15 protein-coding genes are annotated in these 17,568 nt (G+C 67.3%); 9 read left to right on the top strand and 6 right to left on the bottom strand.

The features are described from left to right. Positions 1 to 6: 6 nt before the first annotated feature. Positions 7 to 810 (bottom strand): ABC transporter permease, encoded by an 804-nt coding sequence (locus DIE17_RS05035; protein ID WP_124485417.1) that lies wholly within the window; start codon positions 808 to 810, stop codon positions 7 to 9. Then, positions 807 to 1,511 carry an ATP-binding cassette domain-containing protein gene (locus DIE17_RS05030; RefSeq protein WP_124573122.1) on the bottom strand — a complete coding sequence of 235 codons (705 nt, stop codon included), beginning with the start codon at positions 1,509 to 1,511 and terminating at the stop codon, positions 807 to 809. Before DIE17_RS05030 ends, DIE17_RS05035 begins: the two co-directional genes overlap by 4 nt. A gap of 152 nt (positions 1,512 to 1,663) precedes the next feature. Here DIE17_RS05030 and DIE17_RS05025 point away from each other — a divergent pair, with 152 nt between their 5' ends. Both DIE17_RS05025 and DIE17_RS05020 read left to right on the top strand, forming a co-directional pair. Then, positions 1,664 to 3,970, top strand: coding sequence for an AsmA family protein (locus DIE17_RS05025; RefSeq protein WP_124485419.1), 2,307 nt, complete (start codon positions 1,664 to 1,666; stop codon positions 3,968 to 3,970). A gap of 133 nt (positions 3,971 to 4,103) precedes the next feature. Beyond that, positions 4,104 to 5,696, top strand: coding sequence for an ABC-F family ATPase (locus DIE17_RS05020; RefSeq protein WP_044848912.1), 1,593 nt, complete (start codon positions 4,104 to 4,106; stop codon positions 5,694 to 5,696). Positions 5,697 to 5,952: 256 nt separating this feature from the next. Here DIE17_RS05020 and DIE17_RS05015 read toward each other — a convergent pair whose 3' ends face one another. Then, positions 5,953 to 6,318, bottom strand: coding sequence for a hypothetical protein (locus DIE17_RS05015; RefSeq protein ID WP_044848913.1), 366 nt, complete (start codon positions 6,316 to 6,318; stop codon positions 5,953 to 5,955). Positions 6,319 to 6,586: 268 nt separating this feature from the next. On the opposite strand from DIE17_RS05015, the gene DIE17_RS05010 reads away from it, so the two are divergent. The 3 genes from DIE17_RS05010 to DIE17_RS05000 all read left to right on the top strand — a co-directional run bounded on the left by DIE17_RS05010 (position 6,587) and on the right by DIE17_RS05000 (position 10,049). After that, positions 6,587 to 8,023 (top strand): aldehyde dehydrogenase family protein, encoded by a 1,437-nt coding sequence (locus DIE17_RS05010; protein ID WP_124485420.1) that lies wholly within the window; start codon positions 6,587 to 6,589, stop codon positions 8,021 to 8,023. 128 nt (positions 8,024 to 8,151) lie between these two features. Continuing rightward, the gene (locus tag DIE17_RS05005; protein WP_124521694.1) at positions 8,152 to 9,342 is read left to right on the top strand and encodes a nitronate monooxygenase family protein; all 1,191 of its coding nucleotides are present in this window, start codon (positions 8,152 to 8,154) and stop codon (positions 9,340 to 9,342) included. 65 nt (positions 9,343 to 9,407) lie between these two features. Beyond that, positions 9,408 to 10,049, top strand: a complete 642-nt coding sequence (locus DIE17_RS05000) for an OmpW family protein (RefSeq protein WP_044848916.1) — start codon at positions 9,408 to 9,410, stop codon at positions 10,047 to 10,049. A 75-nt stretch (positions 10,050 to 10,124) separates the two neighbouring features. Here DIE17_RS05000 and DIE17_RS04995 read toward each other — a convergent pair whose 3' ends face one another. Continuing rightward, complete coding sequence (locus DIE17_RS04995; RefSeq protein WP_027784516.1) at positions 10,125 to 10,328, bottom strand: DUF1289 domain-containing protein; 204 nt, start codon at positions 10,326 to 10,328, stop codon at positions 10,125 to 10,127. Positions 10,329 to 10,875: 547 nt separating this feature from the next. On the opposite strand from DIE17_RS04995, the gene DIE17_RS04990 reads away from it, so the two are divergent. From DIE17_RS04990 to DIE17_RS04975, 4 genes are all read left to right on the top strand, one after another. Further along, positions 10,876 to 11,970: a polyamine ABC transporter substrate-binding protein gene (locus DIE17_RS04990; protein WP_124485422.1), complete on the top strand. Its 1,095-nt coding sequence runs from the start codon at positions 10,876 to 10,878 to the stop codon at positions 11,968 to 11,970. 86 nt (positions 11,971 to 12,056) lie between these two features. Beyond that, the gene (locus DIE17_RS04985) at positions 12,057 to 13,217 is read left to right on the top strand and encodes an ABC transporter ATP-binding protein (protein WP_124521697.1); all 1,161 of its coding nucleotides are present in this window, start codon (positions 12,057 to 12,059) and stop codon (positions 13,215 to 13,217) included. Beyond that, entirely contained in the window at positions 13,214 to 14,143 is a 930-nt protein-coding gene (locus DIE17_RS04980; protein WP_044848264.1) for an ABC transporter permease subunit, read from the top strand. Before DIE17_RS04985 ends, DIE17_RS04980 begins: the two co-directional genes overlap by 4 nt. Then, positions 14,140 to 14,961: an ABC transporter permease subunit gene (locus DIE17_RS04975; RefSeq protein WP_124485424.1), complete on the top strand. Its 822-nt coding sequence runs from the start codon at positions 14,140 to 14,142 to the stop codon at positions 14,959 to 14,961. The genes DIE17_RS04980 and DIE17_RS04975 overlap by 4 nt, the downstream gene beginning before the upstream one ends. A 96-nt stretch (positions 14,962 to 15,057) precedes the next feature. Here the strand turns inward: DIE17_RS04975 and DIE17_RS04970 are convergent, their stop codons facing one another. Both DIE17_RS04970 and DIE17_RS04965 read right to left on the bottom strand, forming a co-directional pair. After that, the gene (locus tag DIE17_RS04970) at positions 15,058 to 15,864 is read right to left on the bottom strand and encodes a sulfite exporter TauE/SafE family protein (RefSeq protein ID WP_044848262.1); all 807 of its coding nucleotides are present in this window, start codon (positions 15,862 to 15,864) and stop codon (positions 15,058 to 15,060) included. Between the two features lie 18 nt (positions 15,865 to 15,882). Beyond that, positions 15,883 to 17,562: a bifunctional protein tyrosine phosphatase family protein/NAD(P)/FAD-dependent oxidoreductase gene (locus DIE17_RS04965; protein WP_124485426.1), complete on the bottom strand. Its 1,680-nt coding sequence runs from the start codon at positions 17,560 to 17,562 to the stop codon at positions 15,883 to 15,885. Between the last annotated feature and the right edge of the window lie 6 nt (positions 17,563 to 17,568).

Here is a 17,568-nt window from a genome sequence, read left to right as displayed (position 1 = left end):
CGCGCGTCAATGCGCGCGTTCCTCGAGCCGCGATGCGAGAAAGCGGTGATCGGCGGAGAACAGCCGGCGATACGTCATCAGCACCGCGCCGACCGTGCCGAGCGCGGACGCCGCGGCGATCAGGAACATGATCACGATCTGGTAGCGCACGGCCTGCAGCGGCGACTGGCCGGCCAGCACCTGGCCGGTCATCATCCCCGGCAGGCTCACGACACCGACGACGGCCATCTGGTTGAGCGTCGGCAGCATGCCCGCACGCACGGCCTGGCGCGCGGCGTCCTGCGCGGCTTCCCAGCGCGTCGCGCCGAGTGCGAGCGCGGTCTCGACGCGGTCGCGCCGTGCCGTCAGTTCCTCCATCATCCGTTCGACGCCGAGCGACACGCCCGTGAGCGTATTGCCGAGGATCATTCCGAGGATCGGGATCGCATATTGCGGCGTGTACCACGGATGAATGCGGATCACGACGAACAGCCCGATCGCCGCGACGAACCAACTGCTGAACCAGATGGACGCGATGCTGTCGACGCGCTGTCCGCGATACGTGCGCTTGCCGCGGCCGGCGCCCGCAAAGCCCGCGATCAGCGTCATCAACGCGGTCAGCGGCAGCACGACGGTCCAGTGCGGATGGCCGAACACCCAGCCGAGCACGTAGCCGATCGCGAGCAGCTGCACGACGGTGCGCACGGCGGCGAGCGCGAGCTTGCGCCCGAGGCCGAGCGACAGCGCCGCGGAGATCGCGCCGTTGACCGCGACGAGCGCGGCGGCGATGCCGACGTCGACGAGACTCAGATCCTGCAGTGCCGGGCTCATCGTGCCGCCTCCGTCGTGCTCGCGGCGGCGTGCAGCACGCCGGCCTGCATCACGAGCCGCGTCGTGCCGATCCGTGCGGCCTGCGCCGGATCGTGCGAGATCCACATGCAGGCGCGCGCATCGGGGGCCGCGTCGAACCAGGCGCCGACGAGCGCTTCGATCGCGCGCGTGGAGTCGGGGTCGAGCGCGGACGTCGGCTCGTCGAGCAGCAGCACGTCGGGGTCGAGTTGCAGCACGCGCAGCAGCGCGGCGATCTGCGCTTCGCCGCCCGACAGTTCGCTCGCGCGCTTGTCGAGAAAATCGGCGCCGCGACCGGCGCGGGCCACGAGCGCTTCGGCGCGCGCACGGTCGAACGTCGCGTCGCGATAGATCGCGAGCGAGTACGGATAGCGCAATTGCGCCTCGACGGTGCCGTCCATCTGCGCGGGTCGCTGGCGCACGTAGGCGACGCTGCGCCGGTAGCGCGGAATCGCATTGCGCCTGATCCGCTTGCCGCGCCACAGGATCTGACCGCCGTCGAGCGGATCGAGCAGCGCGAGCGCGCGCAGCAGCACGCTCTTGCCGGAACCCGATGGTCCGGTGATAGCAATTCGCGATCCCGCGGCGAGGCTGAAGTCGGTCGGCGCCAGCAAAGTCTTGCCGCTGCTGGCGTCGCGGCGCGTGATGTGCTGCGCATCGATGAGACCGGTCGGGGCTGTCATGTCGAAAATGAAAAAAAGCGTTAATGGCGCCGAGGCGTCGTCGGAGCGTGCGTCATAATACAGATTGAAAAGCCGCCAGTGTCGTGCTTCGTTCATTCACGCACGTGGCCCGACATGGCGTGCACATTCTGCATAACAACAACGGAATCGCCATGACGCTAGCCCGAGCCATCGGCAAATCGGCTGCATGGATCGTCTGCATCGTCGCACTGATCATCGCGGCCGCCGGCATTTTTATCGTCACGTTCGACTGGAACCGCGCGAAACCGTGGGTCAACGAACATGTGAGTACCGCGCTTGGCCGTTCGTTTGCGATCAACGGCGATCTCAAGGTCGGCTGGCGTCGCCCGGACGGCGAGACCGGCTGGCGTGCATGGGTACCCTGGCCGAGCTTCTCGGCCACGCAACTCGAGATCGGCAATCCGGACTGGGCGAAGGGGCCCAGGTTCGCCACGGTCGATGCCGCGCATTTCGATCTCGCCATCCTGCCGCTCCTCGCGCACGAAATCGTCATTCCGTCGATCGATGTCGTCAATCCCGCGGTCGACCTCGAGCGGCTCGCCGACGGCCGCAATACGTGGACCTTCCAGTTCAAGCAATCCGCGCAACCGTCGCCGTGGAAGGTGCGGCTCGACAGCTTCGGGTTCGCGAAGGGCATCGTCACGTATCGCGATGCGATCACGAAGGCCGATCTCACGGTCGCGATCGATACGCTCGGCCAGCCGATTCCGCTCGGCGACGTGCTGAAGGAACAGGAACAGACGTCGCGTGCGGCATCGGCCCAGCGCGTCGGCAAGCACGGCGCCGCGCAATTGAGCGCGAAGGCGAATGCGGAAGCCGCATCGGGTGCGTCGGCGCCGCAGGCGGCGAGCGGGGCGTCTGCCGTTGCGGCGTCGGGAGTGTCCGGCGCCGCTCCGGCTACTTCGGTTTCCTCTGCATCGACGGCCCCGCCGGCATCCGGCGCGAGTGGTGCGTCAGGTGCATCCGGTGCGTCGGCGGCCGCCGCGCCCGCGAAGCCGTCCGGCCCGACCTATGCGTTCGGGCTCAAGGTCGACGGCCGCTACAAGAACGTGCCGATCAGCGGCACCGGCAAGGTGGGCGGCGTGCTGGCGATCGAGAAGTCGACGCAGCCGTTCCCGCTGCAGGCCGACGTGAAGGCCGGCGACACGCGGCTCGCGATCGTCGGTACGCTGACCGACCCGATGCATCTCGCGGCGCTCGACCTGCGGTTATGGCTGCAGGGCACGTCGATGTCGCACCTCTACCAGATTACCGGCATCACGCTGCCCGACACGCCGCCGTATGCGACCGAAGGGCGGCTGATCGGCAACATCAAGCAGAACGCCAGCACGTTCCGCTACGAGGACTTCAACGGCCGCGTGGGCGGCAGCGATCTGCGCGGTACGCTCACCTGGGCGCAGCGCGAGCCGCGGCCGAAGCTGTCGGGCGAGCTCGAGTCGAAACTGCTGCAGTTCTCCGACCTCGCGCCGGTGATCGGCGCCGACACGGCCGCGAGCAAGGCCAAGCGCGGCGACACGACGCGCCAGCCGCCGGACCGCGTGCTGCCGGTTTCGAGGTTCCGCACCGAGCGCTGGAGCGCGATCGACGCGGACGTGAAGTTCACCGGCCGCAAGCTGATCAAGAGCCCGCAGCTGCCGATTACCGACCTGTACACGCACGTTCTGCTGCAGGACGGCGTGCTGACACTCGAGCCGCTGAAGTTCGGCGTCGCGGGCGGCACGCTCGCGACCACCGCGCATCTGGACGGCAGCCGCACGCCGCTCAAGGGCCGCTTCACGCTGTCCGCGCGTCACCTGAGGCTCAAGCAGCTGTTCCCGACGCAGAAGGTGATGCAGACCGCGCTCGGCGAGATCAACGGCGATGCGTCGCTGTCGGCGACCGGCAACTCGCCGGCCGCGCTCGCGGGTACCTCGACCGGCGAAGTGAAGGCGCTCATCACGGATGGCCGCATCAGCCTGCTGCTGATGGAGGCGGCGGGGCTGAACGTCGCGAACGTCGTCTACGAGAAGCTGTTCGGCACTCGCGACGTGAACATCAACTGCGCGGCGATCGACTTTGTCGCGACCGACGGGATGCTCGACCCCAAGGTGTTCGCGCTCGATACGGACGATGCGCTGATCAACGTCGACGGCCCGGTCAACCTGCGCGACGAATCGATCGACCTGAAGATCCACCCGCACACGAAGGGTTTCCGGGTCTTCTCGCTGCGCTCGCCGCTGTATGCGAAGGGCACGTTCAAGAACCCGAAGGTCGGCGTCGACGCGGGCGCGCTCGCGCTGCGCGCCGGCGCGATGGTCGGGCTCGGCCTGATCAACCCGTTCGCGGCGCTGGTTCCGCTGATCGCGCCGAGCAACAACCGCGACGTGCCGTGCGCGGAGCTGTTCGGGCAAATGAAGGAGAAGGCGGCGCAGAAGCGCGCGGTGAAGGAAGGCAAGTAGGGGCCCCGAAGGGAGGCGCCGGCGCCGCGCGCGGCGGCCCGGCTGGCGGGGCCGGAACAGTGCGGTCGGCAGTTTCTCCGACACCTGCTAAAATACACGGTTTTCCGTCGATTTCTCTCTTACGGGACCTGCCGTGCTTTCTACTGCCAACATCACGATGCAATTCGGGCCGAAGCCCTTGTTCGAGAATATCTCGGTCAAATTCGGCGAGGGCAACCGCTATGGTCTGATCGGCGCGAACGGCTGCGGCAAGTCGACCTTCATGAAGATCCTGGGCGGCGACCTCGAGCCGAGCGCCGGCAACGTCGCGCTGGAGCCGAACGTGCGCCTGGGCAAGCTGCGCCAGGACCAGTTCGCGTATGAAGACGTGCGCGTGCTCGACGTCGTGATGATGGGCCACACCGAAATGTGGGCCGCGATGACCGAGCGCGACGCGATCTACGCGAACCCGGAAGCCACCGACGACGACTACATGCACGCGGCCGAGCTCGAAGGCAAGTTCGCCGAATACGGCGGCTACGATGCCGAGGCGCGCGCGGGCGCGCTGCTGCTCGGCATCGGCATCGAGGAGAAGTTCCACAACGGCACGATGGCCGACGTCGCGCCGGGCTGGAAGCTGCGCGTGCTGCTCGCGCAGGCGCTGTTCTCGAAGCCGGACGTGCTGCTGCTCGACGAACCGACCAACAACCTGGACATCAACTCGATCCGTTGGCTCGAGCACACGCTCAACGAGTACAACTCGACGATGATCATCATCTCGCACGATCGTCACTTCCTGAACTCGGTGTGCACGCACATGGCCGACATGGACTACGGCACGCTGAAGGTCTGGCCGGGCAACTACGACGACTACATGCTCGCATCGGCACAGGCGCGCGAGCGCCAGGCCGCGGCGAACGCGCGCGCGAAGGAACGCGTGGCCGAGCTGCAGGACTTCGTGCGCCGCTTCTCGGCGAACAAGTCGAAGGCCCGCCAGGCAACGAGCCGCGCGAAGCAGATCGACAAGATCAAGATCGAGGAATTCAAGCCGTCGTCGCGTCAGAACCCGTTCATCCGCTTCGAGTTCGAGAAGAAGCTGCACAACGTCGCGGTGGTCGCCGAAGACATCACGAAGAAGTACGAGCGCACGATCTTCCAGAACTTCAACCTGTCGGTGCAGCCGGGCGAGCGCATCGCGATCATCGGCGAGAACGGCGCGGGCAAGACGACGCTGCTGCGTTCGCTGCTCGGCGCGCTGCAGCTCGATCACGGCACGGTGAAGTGGTCGGAGAACGCGAACGTCGGCTACATGCCGCAGGATACGTACGAGGAGTTCCCGAACGACATCACGCTGATGGACTGGATCGACCAGTACCGCAAGGACGGCGACGACGAAACGATGGTGCGCGGCACGCTGGGCCGCCTGCTGTTCTCGTCGGACGACATCAAGAAGTCGGTGAAGGTGCTGTCGGGCGGCGAGAAGGGCCGCATGATCTGGGGCAAGCTGATGCTCGGCCGCCACAACGTGCTGCTGATGGACGAGCCGACCAACCACATGGACATGGAGTCGATCGAGTCGCTGCAGATCGCGCTCGAGCAGTTCGAAGGCACGCTGATCTTCGTGTCGCACGACCGCGAATTCGTGAGCGGGCTGGCGAACCGGATCATCGAAGTGCGCACGGACGGCACGCTGTTCGACTTCGGCGGGAATTACGAGGAGTTCCTGACGAGTCAGGGGCAGGAGTAATTGCCCGGGCGGCCATGCCCGACCTGATGTACCGGAAGCCCGCCAGGTGCAAGCCTGGCGGGTTTTTCGTATCCGGGCAGATGTTCGCCGTTACCGGATCGGCACGACGGCCATTGAAGGGAAAATGTCAGGTCGGGTGCGGCACCCTCGATGACGATTCGACGCGGCGGCGCCGTTTCCGGCCGGCAGGCGCTGCGACCGCAACCGGCGCATCACCTCGCCCGCCGCCCGGTGCCCGCCGCCCTGTGCCGTCGCATCAATCCGCGAGCCGCTTGTCGGCGAGCGCCTTGCAGCAGTCTTCGTACACCCATTGCACGAGTTTCGCCCGGTAATCGAGATCGTCGGTATCGACGATTTCCTCGACCGCGTCACGCGCCCACGACGCGTCGACGAAGTCGGCGTGCCGCTTGGCGATGTCCTGCGCCAGTGCGGCCAGCTTCGCGATCGCGAGCCAGTCGGCCTGCCGGTGATGGCGGTCGAGCCAGCGGTGTGCGGCCTGCACCTGGAACGATGCGTCCGGCCAGGTTTCGTTCAGGTAAAACGCGCCGAGATTGCCGCAGGTGAGCCAGCACAGCAGCTCCAGGCGATCTTGCGAGCCGAGGATATGGGATGCGTCGGTCATGGCAGCGCTCACGAAGGCATCGATTCCGGGTGGCGCGGCCTGCAGCGGCCGGCGCCGATACTAAAAACATAGCACGATGCGGGCCACGTCGTGCGGCCTCGTGGCGTGCCGGCGTGGCGCGGATGCCGCAGCCGCGGGCGTCCGGTATCCGGCACCCGCTCGCCGGCGCCCGTGCGGACCGTTCGGCGGCGCTCGCGGTCTGGTCCGGCGTCATCGCCGGGCGGCGCCACACTCGTTAGAATGGCCGTTTTCCGGGAGACAGGAAGCGATGAAAATCTACAACCAGTTCTACATCGACGGTGCATGGCGCAAGCCGGCCGGAACGGGCACGATCGACGTGATCGACTCGGGCACCGAGGCCGTGATCGGCCGGATTCCGGAGGGCACGGCCTCGGACGCGCAGGACGCGATCCGCGCGGCGCGCGCGGCGTTCGACGCGTGGGCCGCGACCCCGGCCGCGACGCGCGCGGGCTACCTGCGCAAGATCGTCGAGCGTCTGCAGGCGCGCAGCGAGGAACTCGCGCAGTCGATCACCGGCGAAGTCGGGATGCCGATCAAGCTGTCGCGTGCGATCCAGGTCGGCGGCCCGATCTACAACTGGAAGGCGTACGCGAAACTCGCCGAATCGTTCGAATTCGAGGCGACGGTCGGCAACTCGCTGGTGGTGCGCGAGCCGGTCGGCGTCGTCGCGGCGATCACGCCGTGGAACTACCCGCTCAACCAGGTCACGCTGAAGGTCGCGCCGGCGCTCGCGGCCGGCTGCACGGTCGTCCTGAAGCCATCCGAAGTCGCGCCGCTCAACGCGTTCATGCTCGCGGAGGCGATTCACGAAGCGGGCCTGCCGCCGGGCGTGTTCAACCTCGTATGCGGTTACGGCCCGGTCGTCGGCGAGGTGCTGGCGACCGATCCGGACGTCGACATGGTGTCGTTCACGGGTTCGACGCGCGCCGGCAAGCGCGTTGCCGAACTCGCGGCCGCGGGCGTGAAGCGCGTCGCGCTCGAACTGGGCGGCAAGTCGGCGTCGGTGATTCTCGACGATGCCGATTTCGCGACGGCGGTGAAGGGCACGGTCAACGCGTGCTACCTGAACGCGGGCCAGACCTGTTCGGCGCACACGCGGATGCTGGTGCCGGAAGCGCGCTACGACGAGGCGCGCGCGCTCGCGAAGGCGGCGGCCGAAGCGTATGTCGCGGGCGACCCGCGCCAGGAAACGACGCGCCTCGGCGCACTCGCATCGGCCGCGCAGCAGCAGCGCGTGCAGGCCTACATCCAGCGCGGGATCGACGACGGCGCGGAACTCGTGACGGGCGGCACGGGCCTGCCGGAAGGGCTCGCGAAGGGCTTCTTCGTGAAGCCGACGGTGTTCGGCCGCGTCGATCCGAAATCGACGATCGCGCAGGAAGAAATCTTCGGGCCGGTGCTGTCGATCATCACGTATCGCGACGAAGACGAAGCCGTGCGCATCGCGAACGATTCGCCTTATGGGCTCGGCGGCGCGGTGTGGGCGGGCAGCGACGAACGCGCGATGCGCGTCGCGCGCCGCATCCGCACGGGGCAGGTCGACATCAACGGCGGCACGTGGAACAGCGCCGCGCCGTTCGGCGGCTACAAGCAGTCGGGGCACGGCCGCGAGAACGGTGTGTACGGGCTCGAAGAGTATCTCGAATACAAGTCGATGCAGCTCAAGCCGGCGAATCCGGCCTGAGCGTCGCACCGCGCTTGAACCGAAACGGCACGCTCGCGTGCCGTTTTTTTATTGACGGCCGTCAAGATGCGCGTCGGTGGATCGTCGATCATCGCGTTTCCGATTTCCGATGTTTCGACGAGGTTCAGATGACCGCACGCACTTCCTTCCCGCCGCTCACGATTCGCGGCCGCGCGTTGCTGCCCGTGGTGCAGGGCGGCATGGGCGTCGGCATCTCCGCGCACCGCCTCGCGGGCAGCGTCGCGCGCGAAGGCGCGCTCGGCACGATCGCGAGCATCGACCTGCGTCACCACCACGCGGACCTGCTCGCGCGCTGTCGCGCGAATCCCGACCGCGCGACGCTCGAGGCCGCGAACCTCGACGCGCTCGCGCGCGAGATTCGCCTCGCGAAGACCTACGGCGAAGGCCGCGGGATGATCGCGGTCAACGTGATGAAGGCGGTGCGCACGCATGCGGACTACGTGCGCGTCGCGTGCGACGAAGGCGCGGACGCGATCGTGATGGGCGCGGGCCTGCCGCTCGATCTGCCCGATCTCACGCAGGGGCGCGACATCGCGCTGATCCCGATCCTGTCGGACAGCCGCGGGATCGCGCTGGTGCTGAAGAAGTGGATGAAGAAGGGGCGGCTGCCGGATGCGATCGTGATCGAGCATCCCGCGCATGCGGGCGGCCACCTCGGGGTCACGCAGATCGACGACATGCACGATGCGCGCTTCGATTTCGCGCGCGTGCTCGACGAGGCCGCGCAGGTGATGGCGTCGCTCGGCCTGGCGCGCGACACGATCCCGCTGATCGTCGCGGGCGGGATCAACAGTCACGACTCGGTGCGTGCGGCGCTCGCGGCCGGCGCGAACGGCGTGCAGGTCGGAACGCCGTTCGCGGTGACGGAGGAAGGTGACGCGCATCCGAACTTCAAGCGCGTACTGGCCGACGCGCTGCCCGACGACATCGTCGAATTCGTCAGCGTGACGGGGCTGCCGGCGCGCGCGGTGAAGACACCGTGGCTCGATCGTTACCTGCGCAACGAAACGCGCATTCGCGACAAGCTCGGCGCGTTCAGGCAGCGCTGCCCGACCGCGCTCGAGTGCCTGAGCGTCTGCGGGCTGCGCGACGGCATCGAAAAGTTCGGTCATTTCTGCATCGACACGCGGCTCGCGGCCGCGTTGCGAGGCGACGTCGCGAACGGCCTGTTCTTCCGCGGCCGCGAAGCGCTGCCGTTCGGCAACGCGATCCGCAGCGTGCGCGATCTGCTCGACCTGCTGCTGACGGGCCGTGCCGCGGCGACTGCGACAAACCGTCCGAGGTTTACGCTGGCTTGACGGATATCAAAACGACGAAAAGACCCTACGAGGAAAATGGAATGCATTCTTCAGGGGTCTTTACCATGCATAAAACGATTCGAACATGTGTCACCGCTGCCGCCGTCGCGGCGAGTCTGGTCACGATGCCCACGCTGTCGCACGCGGCGTCGCCGGGCGACGGGATCAACCAGGGTGACGTACTGGTCCGCCTGCGCGCGATCAGCATCCAGCCGAACGAGCGCGCGAGCGACACGCTCGGCGCGATCAACACCGGCGTGAACAACGCGATCGTGCCGGAACTCGACTTCACCTACATGATCCGCGACTACCTGGGCGTGGAGCTGATCCTCGGCACGTCGCGGCACCAGATGACGTCGAGCCTCGGCAATCTCGGCGGCGTGGGCGTGCTGCCGCCGACGCTGCTGCTGCAGTACCACTTCAACCATGCCGGCAAGGTGCGTCCGTACGTCGGCGCGGGCCTGAACTACACGTACTTCTACAACAACGGGCTCAACGTCGGCGGGGAAGGCGTGTCGATCAACAAGAGCAGCTTCGGTCCGGCGCTGCAATTCGGCGTCGACGTGCAGTTGACGAAGAAGGTGTTCATGAACGTCGACGTGAAGAAGATCTGGATGAGCACCGATGCGACGCTCGGCGACAAGGGCATCGGCACGCTGCACATCGATCCGCTGATCGTCGGCGTGGGCGTCGGGATGAAGTTCTAACGGTTCGCGGACAAGAACAGAGTTGGGGTTGGCGGCATGGCAGTCGGCATGCCGCTCTTTTTTTGTGCGGCCGGTTTACAGCTTGTCGTACTGGAAGCGCATCGCGGTGCCTTCGCGCGTAATGCGCTCCCACACGGCCCGCTTCTCGTCGTCGCTCAGGAACACCCAGTTCGACACTTCGCCGGCCGTGCGGCCGCAGCCCTTGCAGACTTCGTCGAAGAGGGTCGAGCACACGCCGATGCAGGGGCTGTCGGGCAGGTCGTGGAGATTGGAGGCCATCGGGAGGGTTCGCGCAGTGAGATCGTCAGGGCGTCATTTTAATGCATCGGGACGGGGCAGCCGGCGGACGCCGCTAGCGTGCCGTACGGTCGCGTTGCCGTGACGGTGCGGCCGGTCGGCCGAACGGTTGGACGATGGCCGGATCGCCGTCGGCGACGGCTGGCCCGCCGTGCCGGACAGGGCCGGGCACGGCGCGCGGCGCGTGTCGCAGCGCGTCGCGATTTCACCGGTGAAACGGCCGCATGCACCGCGCGTCGCGCGGGCCGCTTGTGCTGCATGCGGCACGCGGTTTCGCCACCGCTTTCTTTTCCCGATGGACAGACGCCGATTACCCGATAGAATTCCCCCGGAACGCCCCGCTGCGCGGGCCGCCCGAGCGGCCGGCGGCGGGAATCTGTTCCGTTTGCGCGACACGGGCATGATTTTTTTGTGACGGAGCGCGAATGGTGGTAGCGTTCGGGGTTTTCGAGGGGCGGCGTGCCGGAACGCGCCGCCATGACGAGGCAGACGGCAGCCGGACAAGCGGTCCGGCCGGAGGGAGAACGGGATGAAAGCAAACGTAGTGGGCCGGTTCGCAGCGCTCGCGCTGTGCGTGGGTGCATCGGCGGCGGCGGCGAAGGATACGCAGCTCAATGTCTATAACTGGTCGGACTACATTGCGAAGGACACGATCCCGAACTTCGAGAAGCAGGCGGGCATCAAGGTCCGCTACGACAATTACGACAGCGACGACACGCTGCAGGCGAAGCTGCTGACGGGCAGCTCGGGCTACGACATCGTCGTGCCGACCAGCAACTACGCGGGCAAGCAGATCGCCGCCGGCATCTTCACGCCGCTCGACAAGTCGAAGCTGCCGAACCTCAAGTACCTCGATCCGCAACTGATGGCGCTCGTCGCCGGCGCGGACCCGGGCAACAAGTATTCGGTGCCCTGGGCGTACGGCACGACCGGTCTCGCATACAACCTGACGAAGGCGCAGCAGGCGCTCGGCAAGGTCCCGCTCGACAACTGGGACATCCTGTTCAAGCCGGAAAACATCTCGAAGCTGAAGACCTGCGGCGTGTCGGTGCTCGACGCGCCGGACCAGATGTTCGCGGCGGCGCTGCACTACATCGGCAAGGATCCGATGAGCACGAACCCGGCCGACTACAAGGCCGCGATGGAGGTGCTGAAGAAGATCCGCCCGTACATCACGCAGTTCAACTCGTCGGGCTACATCAACGATCTGGTCGGCGGCGACATCTGCTTCGCGTTCGGCTGGTCGGGCGACGTCGTGATCGCGAAGCATCGCGCGATCGAGGCGAAGAAGCCGTACAAGGTCGAGTACTACATTCCGAAGGGCGGCGCGCCGGTCTGGTTCGACGTGATGGCGATCCCGAAGGACGCGAAGAACAAGGACGCCGCGCTGCAGTGGATCAACTACATCGAGGATCCGAAGGTGCACGCGGCGATCACGAACGCCGTGTACTACCCGAGCGCGAACGCCGAGTCGCGCAAGTACGTGCGGCCCGACGTCGCGAACGATCCGGCCGTCTATCCGCCGGCCGACGTCGTGAAGACGCTGTTCCTGCTCAAGCCGCTGCCGCCTGAAATCCAGCGTCTGCAGACGCGTCTGTGGACCGAGCTGAAATCGGGCCGCTGAAGCGAGCCGGAGTCAGCCAGCAGTCATGAAGCCCCTGGTGTCCCCGGGGGCTTTGTTCGTCAAACGCAGGAGAGAAGCAGCACATCATGAATAGCCAGTCGGGTGCGCCGGTCGCGGGCGCACCGTCCTTCGTTCCTCCGTCCGGCGCCGATACGCGCGCCGAGAATTTTGTCCAGATCGTCGACGTCGTCAAGAAATTCGGCGACACCGAAGTGGTGCGCAACGTGAACCTGACGGTGCGCCAGGGTGAGCTGTTCGCGCTGCTCGGCAGCTCGGGTTCCGGCAAGTCGACGCTGCTGCGCATGCTGGCGGGCCTCGAGACGGTCACGTCGGGCAAGATCCTGATCGACGGCGAGGACCTCGCACAGATGCCGCCGTACAAGCGGCCCGTGAACATGATGTTCCAGTCGTATGCGCTGTTCCCGCACATGTCGGTCGAATCGAACGTCGCCTACGGCCTGAAGCAGGAAGGCACGCCGAAGGTGGAGCTGAAGGAGCGCGTCGCCGCGGCGCTCGAGCTCGTGCAGATGAGCAAGTACGCGAAGCGCAAGCCGCACCAGCTGTCGGGCGGCCAGCAGCAGCGCGTCGCGCTCGCGCGTTCGCTCGTCAAGCGCCCGAAGGTGCTGCTGCTCGACGAGCCGATGTCGGCGCTCGACAAGCAGATCCGCCAGCGCACGCAGATCGAGCTCGTCAACATCCTGAACAAGGTCGGCGTCACCTGCATCATGGTCACGCACGACCAGGAAGAGGCGATGACGATGGCGAACCGGCTCGCCGTGATGAGCGAAGGGCAGATCGTGCAGATCGGCTCGCCGAACGAAGTCTACGAATATCCGAACAGCCGCTTCTCGGCCGAGTTCATCGGCTCGACCAACCTGTTCGAAGGCGTCACCGTCGAGGACGAACCCGATTACGTGTACATCGAATCGCCGGAGCTGCCGAGCCGGCTGTACGTGAGCCACGGGATCACGGGCCCGCTCGGGATGCCGGTCACGGTGTCGGTGCGCCCCGAGCGGATCGCGCTCACCCGCAAGCCGCCCGAAGGCGCGTTCAACTGGGCGCACGGGAAGATCACCAACGTCGCGTACATGGGCGGCTACTCGCTGTATCACGTGAAGCTCGACGCGGGCAAGACGGTGATCGCGAACGTGTCGAGCCTCGCGATCTCCGAGCTCGACACGCCGGCGCTCGGCGACGAGATCTACGTGCGCTGGAGCGCGACGGCCGGCGTGGTGCTGACGTCATGAGCACGCTCAAGTCCCTGCTCGCATGGCCCGTGCGGCGCTTCAACCTGACCGGCGGCTCGGCGGTCGTCGCGGGGCCGTACACGTGGCTCGTGCTGTTCTTCCTGGTGCCGTTCGTGCTGGTCGTGAAGATCAGCTTCGCGGAGCTGCAGCTCGGCATCCCGCCGTATACGGAACTCGCGTCGTACGCGGACGGCGTGGTGCACATCGCGCTGAACCTGTCGCACTACGCGTTCCTGCTCACCGACAGCCTGTATTTCGCGACCTACGTGAATTCGGTGGTGGTCGCGGCGATCACGACGCTGCTGTGCCTGCTGATCGGTTATCCGATGGCGTACTACATCGCGCGTTCGAACCCGGCGACCCGCAACCTGCTGATGATGGGTGTGATGCTGCCGTTCTGGACGTCGTTCCTGATCCGCGTGTACGCGTGGATCGGGATCCTGAAGAACAACGGGCTCCTGAACAACTTCCTGATGTGGATCGGCCTGACCCATACGCCGATCGAGCTGTACCGCACGAACTACGCGGTGTACATCGGGATGGTGTATTCGTACCTGCCGTTCCTCGTGATGCCGCTGTACGCGCATCTCGTGAAGATGGACCTCCGCCTGCTCGAAGCCGCGTACGATCTCGGCGCGAAGCCGTGGAAGGCGTTCGTGCAGATCACGCTGCCGCTGTCGAAGAACGGGATCATCGCGGGCTGCCTGCTGGTGTTCATTCCGGCGGTCGGTGAGTACGTGATTCCGGAACTGCTCGGCGGCGCGAACACGCTGATGATCGGCCGCGTGATGTGGAACGAGTTCTTCAACAACGCAGACTGGCCGATGGCGTCGGCCGTGACCTGCGCGATGGTGCTGCTGCTGCTCGTGCCGATGGCGATGTTCCAGCACTTCCAGGCGAAGGAGCAGGAGGGCCGCCGTCGATGAAGCCGAATCGCTACCTGCAGTTCGCGGCGCTGTTCGCCGGCTTCGCGTTCCTGTACATCCCGATCATCAGCCTGATCGTCTATTCGTTCAACGAGTCGAAGCTCGTCACCGTGTGGTCGGGCTTCTCGTTCCGCTGGTACTCGGCGCTCGCGGAGGACGACGAGCTGCTGACGGCCGCGTGGCTGTCGCTGAAGATCGGCGTGCTGACCGCGTTCGCGTCGGTGTTCATCGGCACGTGGGCCGGCTTCGTGCTCGCGCGGATGGGGCGCTTTCGCGGCTTTGCGCTGTTCAGCGGGATGATCAACGCGCCGCTGGTGATCCCCGAGGTGATCCAGGGGATCTCGCTGCTGCTGCTGTTCATCGAGCTCGCGAAGTGGATCGGCTGGCCGGCCGAGCGCGGCGTGTTCACGATCTGGCTGGGCCACGTGATGCTGTGCATCTCGTACGTCGCGATCATCGTGCAGTCGCGCGTGCGCGAACTGAACCCGTCGCTCGAGGAAGCGGCGCTCGATCTCGGCGCGACGCCGCTGAAGGTGTTCTTCACGATCACGCTGCCGCTGATCTCGCAGGCGCTGATCGCGGGCTGGCTGCTGTCGTTCACGCTGTCGATCGACGACCTCGTGCTGTCGGCGTTCCTGTCGGGCCCCGGCTCGACGACGCTGCCGCTCGTCGTGTTCTCGCGCGTGCGCCTCGGCCTGAACCCGGAGATGAATGCGCTCGCGACGCTGTTCATCGTCGCGGTGACGGCGGGCGTCGTGATCGCGAACTTCGTGATGCTGCGCCAGGAACGCAAGCGGATGGCCGCGTTCGCCGCCTGACGCGCTCGCGCACAGGTTGCCGACGCAACGAATAACGCCCGGTGCCGACGACGAGTCGGCCCGGGCGTTTTGTTTGGCATGCGAGCCGCGTGCGGCTTACGCGCCGAACGCCGCCTTCGCGAGCAACCCGAGCGCCACGCAGACGAGCACCGCAGCGAAGCCGGCCTGCACGTGCCGCGCGGACAGGTGCCGGGACGCGCTGCGGCCGATCGCCATCCCGATTGCCGTCGCGACCGTGAACCACAGCGTCATGTCGAGCGGCGCGCGCGTGCCCGACACGAGCGTCGCGAACACGCCGCCGGTGCCGACCAGCGCGATCACCATCAGCGACGTCGCGACCACGCCGTGCATCGACACGTTCGTGAACTTGCGCAGCATCGGCACGATCACGAAACCGCCGCCGACACCGAGCAAGCCTGTCATCAGCCCCGTCACCGCGCCGGTCGACGCGAGCGCGAGCCCGACCGGCCACGACCAGACGAGCCGGCCCGTGTCGGGATTCACGCGGCCGACGCACAGCGGCGACGCGTCCGCGTCGCCGGGCGCATGACGCAGCGCCTGCCGCAGCAGGCGGCCCGCGACGACCAGCATCGTCAGCGCGAACAGCGCCAGCAGCACGCGTTGCGGCAGCACGTGCGCGAGCTTCACGCCGAGCGTCGTGAGCGGCACGCCGGCGACGGCCATCAGCAACGCCGCGCGATAGCGCACGAGCCCGCGGCGAAACCCTTCGAGCGCGCCGAGCGCGGCGCTGCCCGCGACCGCGACGAGCGCGACGGGCGTGGCCTGCTGCATCGGCCAGCCCATCCCGACGACGAGCGCGGGCACCGCGAGAATGCCGCCGCCCGCACCGGTGAGGCCGAGCACGGCGCCGACGAGACTGCCGAGTACGAGGGAAATCAGCATGGTGTCATCGGATTCCGGTCAACGTGCGATCGCGGGCTTCGCGAGCCATTCGCGGCCCTTGAGCATCGCCTTCCAGTAGAGCGGCGGCAGCACGCGCTCCTTGAGCAGCCACGCGAGCCGCGACGGGCGCCGGCCGTCGATCAGCCACGCGGGGAAGGTCGGCGCGACCTTGCCGCCGTACAGGAATTCCGCGAGCACGATCTTGCCGCGCTCGACGGTGAGCGGGCACGAGCCGTAGCCGTCGTACGCGGCGTCGCCGCGCGCGCGGCCCAGCGACGCGAGCACGTTGTGCGCGACGACGGGCGCCTGCTTGCGGGCCGCGGCGGCGGTTTTCGCATTGGTCGTGTTGGTGACGTCGCCGAGCGCGAAGATGTCCGCGAACTGCTTGTGCCGCAGCGTCGCCGGATCGACGTCGATCCAGCCGGCCGCGTCGGCGAGCGGGCTCGCGCGCACGAAATCGGGCGCCTTCTGCGGCGGCACGACGTGGATCATGTCGAACGGGCGCTCGACGGTTTCCGTGCCGCCGTCGGGCAGCGCGCGCTTGAACGTCGCGCGCCGCGCCGGCCCGTCGATCGCGACGAGGTTGTGGCCGAACGACAGCGCGATGTCGTAGCGTTTCACGTACTCCATCAGCGCGGGCACGTAATCGGCGACCCCGAACAGCGCGCCGCCCGCGTTCAGGAACTCGACGTTCGCGGCACCGAGGCGGCCCGCGCGCCGCCAGTGATCGCACGACAGGTACATCGCCTTTTGCGGGGCGCCCGCGCACTTGATCGGCATCGGCGGCTGCGTGAACAGCGCATTGCCGCCGCGGAACGCCTGCACCAGTTCCCACGTGTACGGCGCGAGATCGTAGCGATAGTTCGACGTGACGCCGTTGCGGCCGAGCGTTTGAGCGAGGCCGTCGATCGCGTGCCAGTCGAGCTTGAGGCCCGGGCACACGACCAGCTTGAGGTAGCCGATGCGCCGGCAGCCGTCGAGCACCACCGTGTGCGTGTCGGGCTCGAAGCCGGCGACGGCGGCCCGGATCCATTTCACGCCGCGCGGCAGCAGGTCGACGATCGGGCGCGCGGTCGTGTCGGGCCGGAACACGCCCGCGCCGACCATCGTCCAGCCCGGCTGGTAGTAGTGCGTATCGGCCGGGTCGATCACCGCGATATCGAGCGATGCGTCGCGTGCCAGCAGGCTCGACGCGACCGCGACGCCGGCCGCACCCGCGCCGACGATCACGATGTCGTGCCGCGCGTCGACGGCCGGCGCGGCCTGGCGGCCGTCTTGCGCGAGATCTCGCGTGAGACGCGGTGCGAGCGCGCCGAGGTCGTAGCCGGCCGTGGCGGCGATCGCGACGATGTCGCCGGCCGGGCGACGGCCTGCCTGCGAGAGCGCCCACAGCGTCGCCGAACGCGTGCCGCTGCGGCAGTACGCGAGTACCGGGCCGGCGAGCGACGCGACGAGCGTGCCGAACTGCGCGGCCTGGTCGTCGGTGACCTTGCCGGTGTCGACGGGCAGGTAGTGCACGGCGATGCCGAGCGGCGCGGCGGCGGCGCGGATCTCGGCGACGGTCGGCTGGTCGGCGCCTTCGCCGTCGGGGCGGTTGCAGACGATCGTGCGGATGCCGGCCGCGTGCAGCGCGGGCAGGTCGGTCGCGGCGATCTGGGGCGAGACCGACAGCAGGTCGGTCAGCGGGCGGATGGTCATGTCGGG

The sequence above is a fragment of the Burkholderia sp. Bp9099 genome (genome assembly GCF_003857805.1).
Classification (GTDB): domain Bacteria; phylum Pseudomonadota; class Gammaproteobacteria; order Burkholderiales; family Burkholderiaceae; genus Burkholderia.
The sequence above is the reverse complement of the archived record's forward strand: the minus strand, read 5'-3'. Positions and strand labels throughout refer to the sequence as shown.

Excerpts from the sequence above, each read along its gene's own strand:
- DIE17_RS04980 (WP_044848264.1), top strand. The coding sequence starts at position 13,214 with ATGAGCACGCTCAAGTCCCTGCTCGCATGGCCCGTGCGGCGCTTCAAC.
- DIE17_RS04970 (WP_044848262.1), bottom strand. The coding sequence starts at position 15,864 with ATGCTGATTTCCCTCGTACTCGGCAGTCTCGTCGGCGCCGTGCTCGGC.
- DIE17_RS05010 (WP_124485420.1), top strand. The coding sequence starts at position 6,587 with ATGAAAATCTACAACCAGTTCTACATCGACGGTGCATGGCGCAAGCCG.
- DIE17_RS05030 (WP_124573122.1), bottom strand. The coding sequence starts at position 1,511 with ATGACAGCCCCGACCGGTCTCATCGATGCGCAGCACATCACGCGCCGC.
- DIE17_RS05005 (WP_124521694.1), top strand. The coding sequence starts at position 8,152 with ATGACCGCACGCACTTCCTTCCCGCCGCTCACGATTCGCGGCCGCGCG.
- DIE17_RS05015 (WP_044848913.1), bottom strand. The coding sequence starts at position 6,318 with ATGACCGACGCATCCCATATCCTCGGCTCGCAAGATCGCCTGGAGCTG.
- DIE17_RS04985 (WP_124521697.1), top strand. The coding sequence starts at position 12,057 with ATGAATAGCCAGTCGGGTGCGCCGGTCGCGGGCGCACCGTCCTTCGTT.
- DIE17_RS05035 (WP_124485417.1), bottom strand. The coding sequence starts at position 810 with ATGAGCCCGGCACTGCAGGATCTGAGTCTCGTCGACGTCGGCATCGCC.
- DIE17_RS04965 (WP_124485426.1), bottom strand. The coding sequence starts at position 17,562 with ATGACCATCCGCCCGCTGACCGACCTGCTGTCGGTCTCGCCCCAGATC.
- DIE17_RS04975 (WP_124485424.1), top strand. The coding sequence starts at position 14,140 with ATGAAGCCGAATCGCTACCTGCAGTTCGCGGCGCTGTTCGCCGGCTTC.
- DIE17_RS05000 (WP_044848916.1), top strand. The coding sequence starts at position 9,408 with ATGCATAAAACGATTCGAACATGTGTCACCGCTGCCGCCGTCGCGGCG.
- DIE17_RS05025 (WP_124485419.1), top strand. The coding sequence starts at position 1,664 with ATGACGCTAGCCCGAGCCATCGGCAAATCGGCTGCATGGATCGTCTGC.
- DIE17_RS04990 (WP_124485422.1), top strand. The coding sequence starts at position 10,876 with ATGAAAGCAAACGTAGTGGGCCGGTTCGCAGCGCTCGCGCTGTGCGTG.
- DIE17_RS04995 (WP_027784516.1), bottom strand. The coding sequence starts at position 10,328 with ATGGCCTCCAATCTCCACGACCTGCCCGACAGCCCCTGCATCGGCGTG.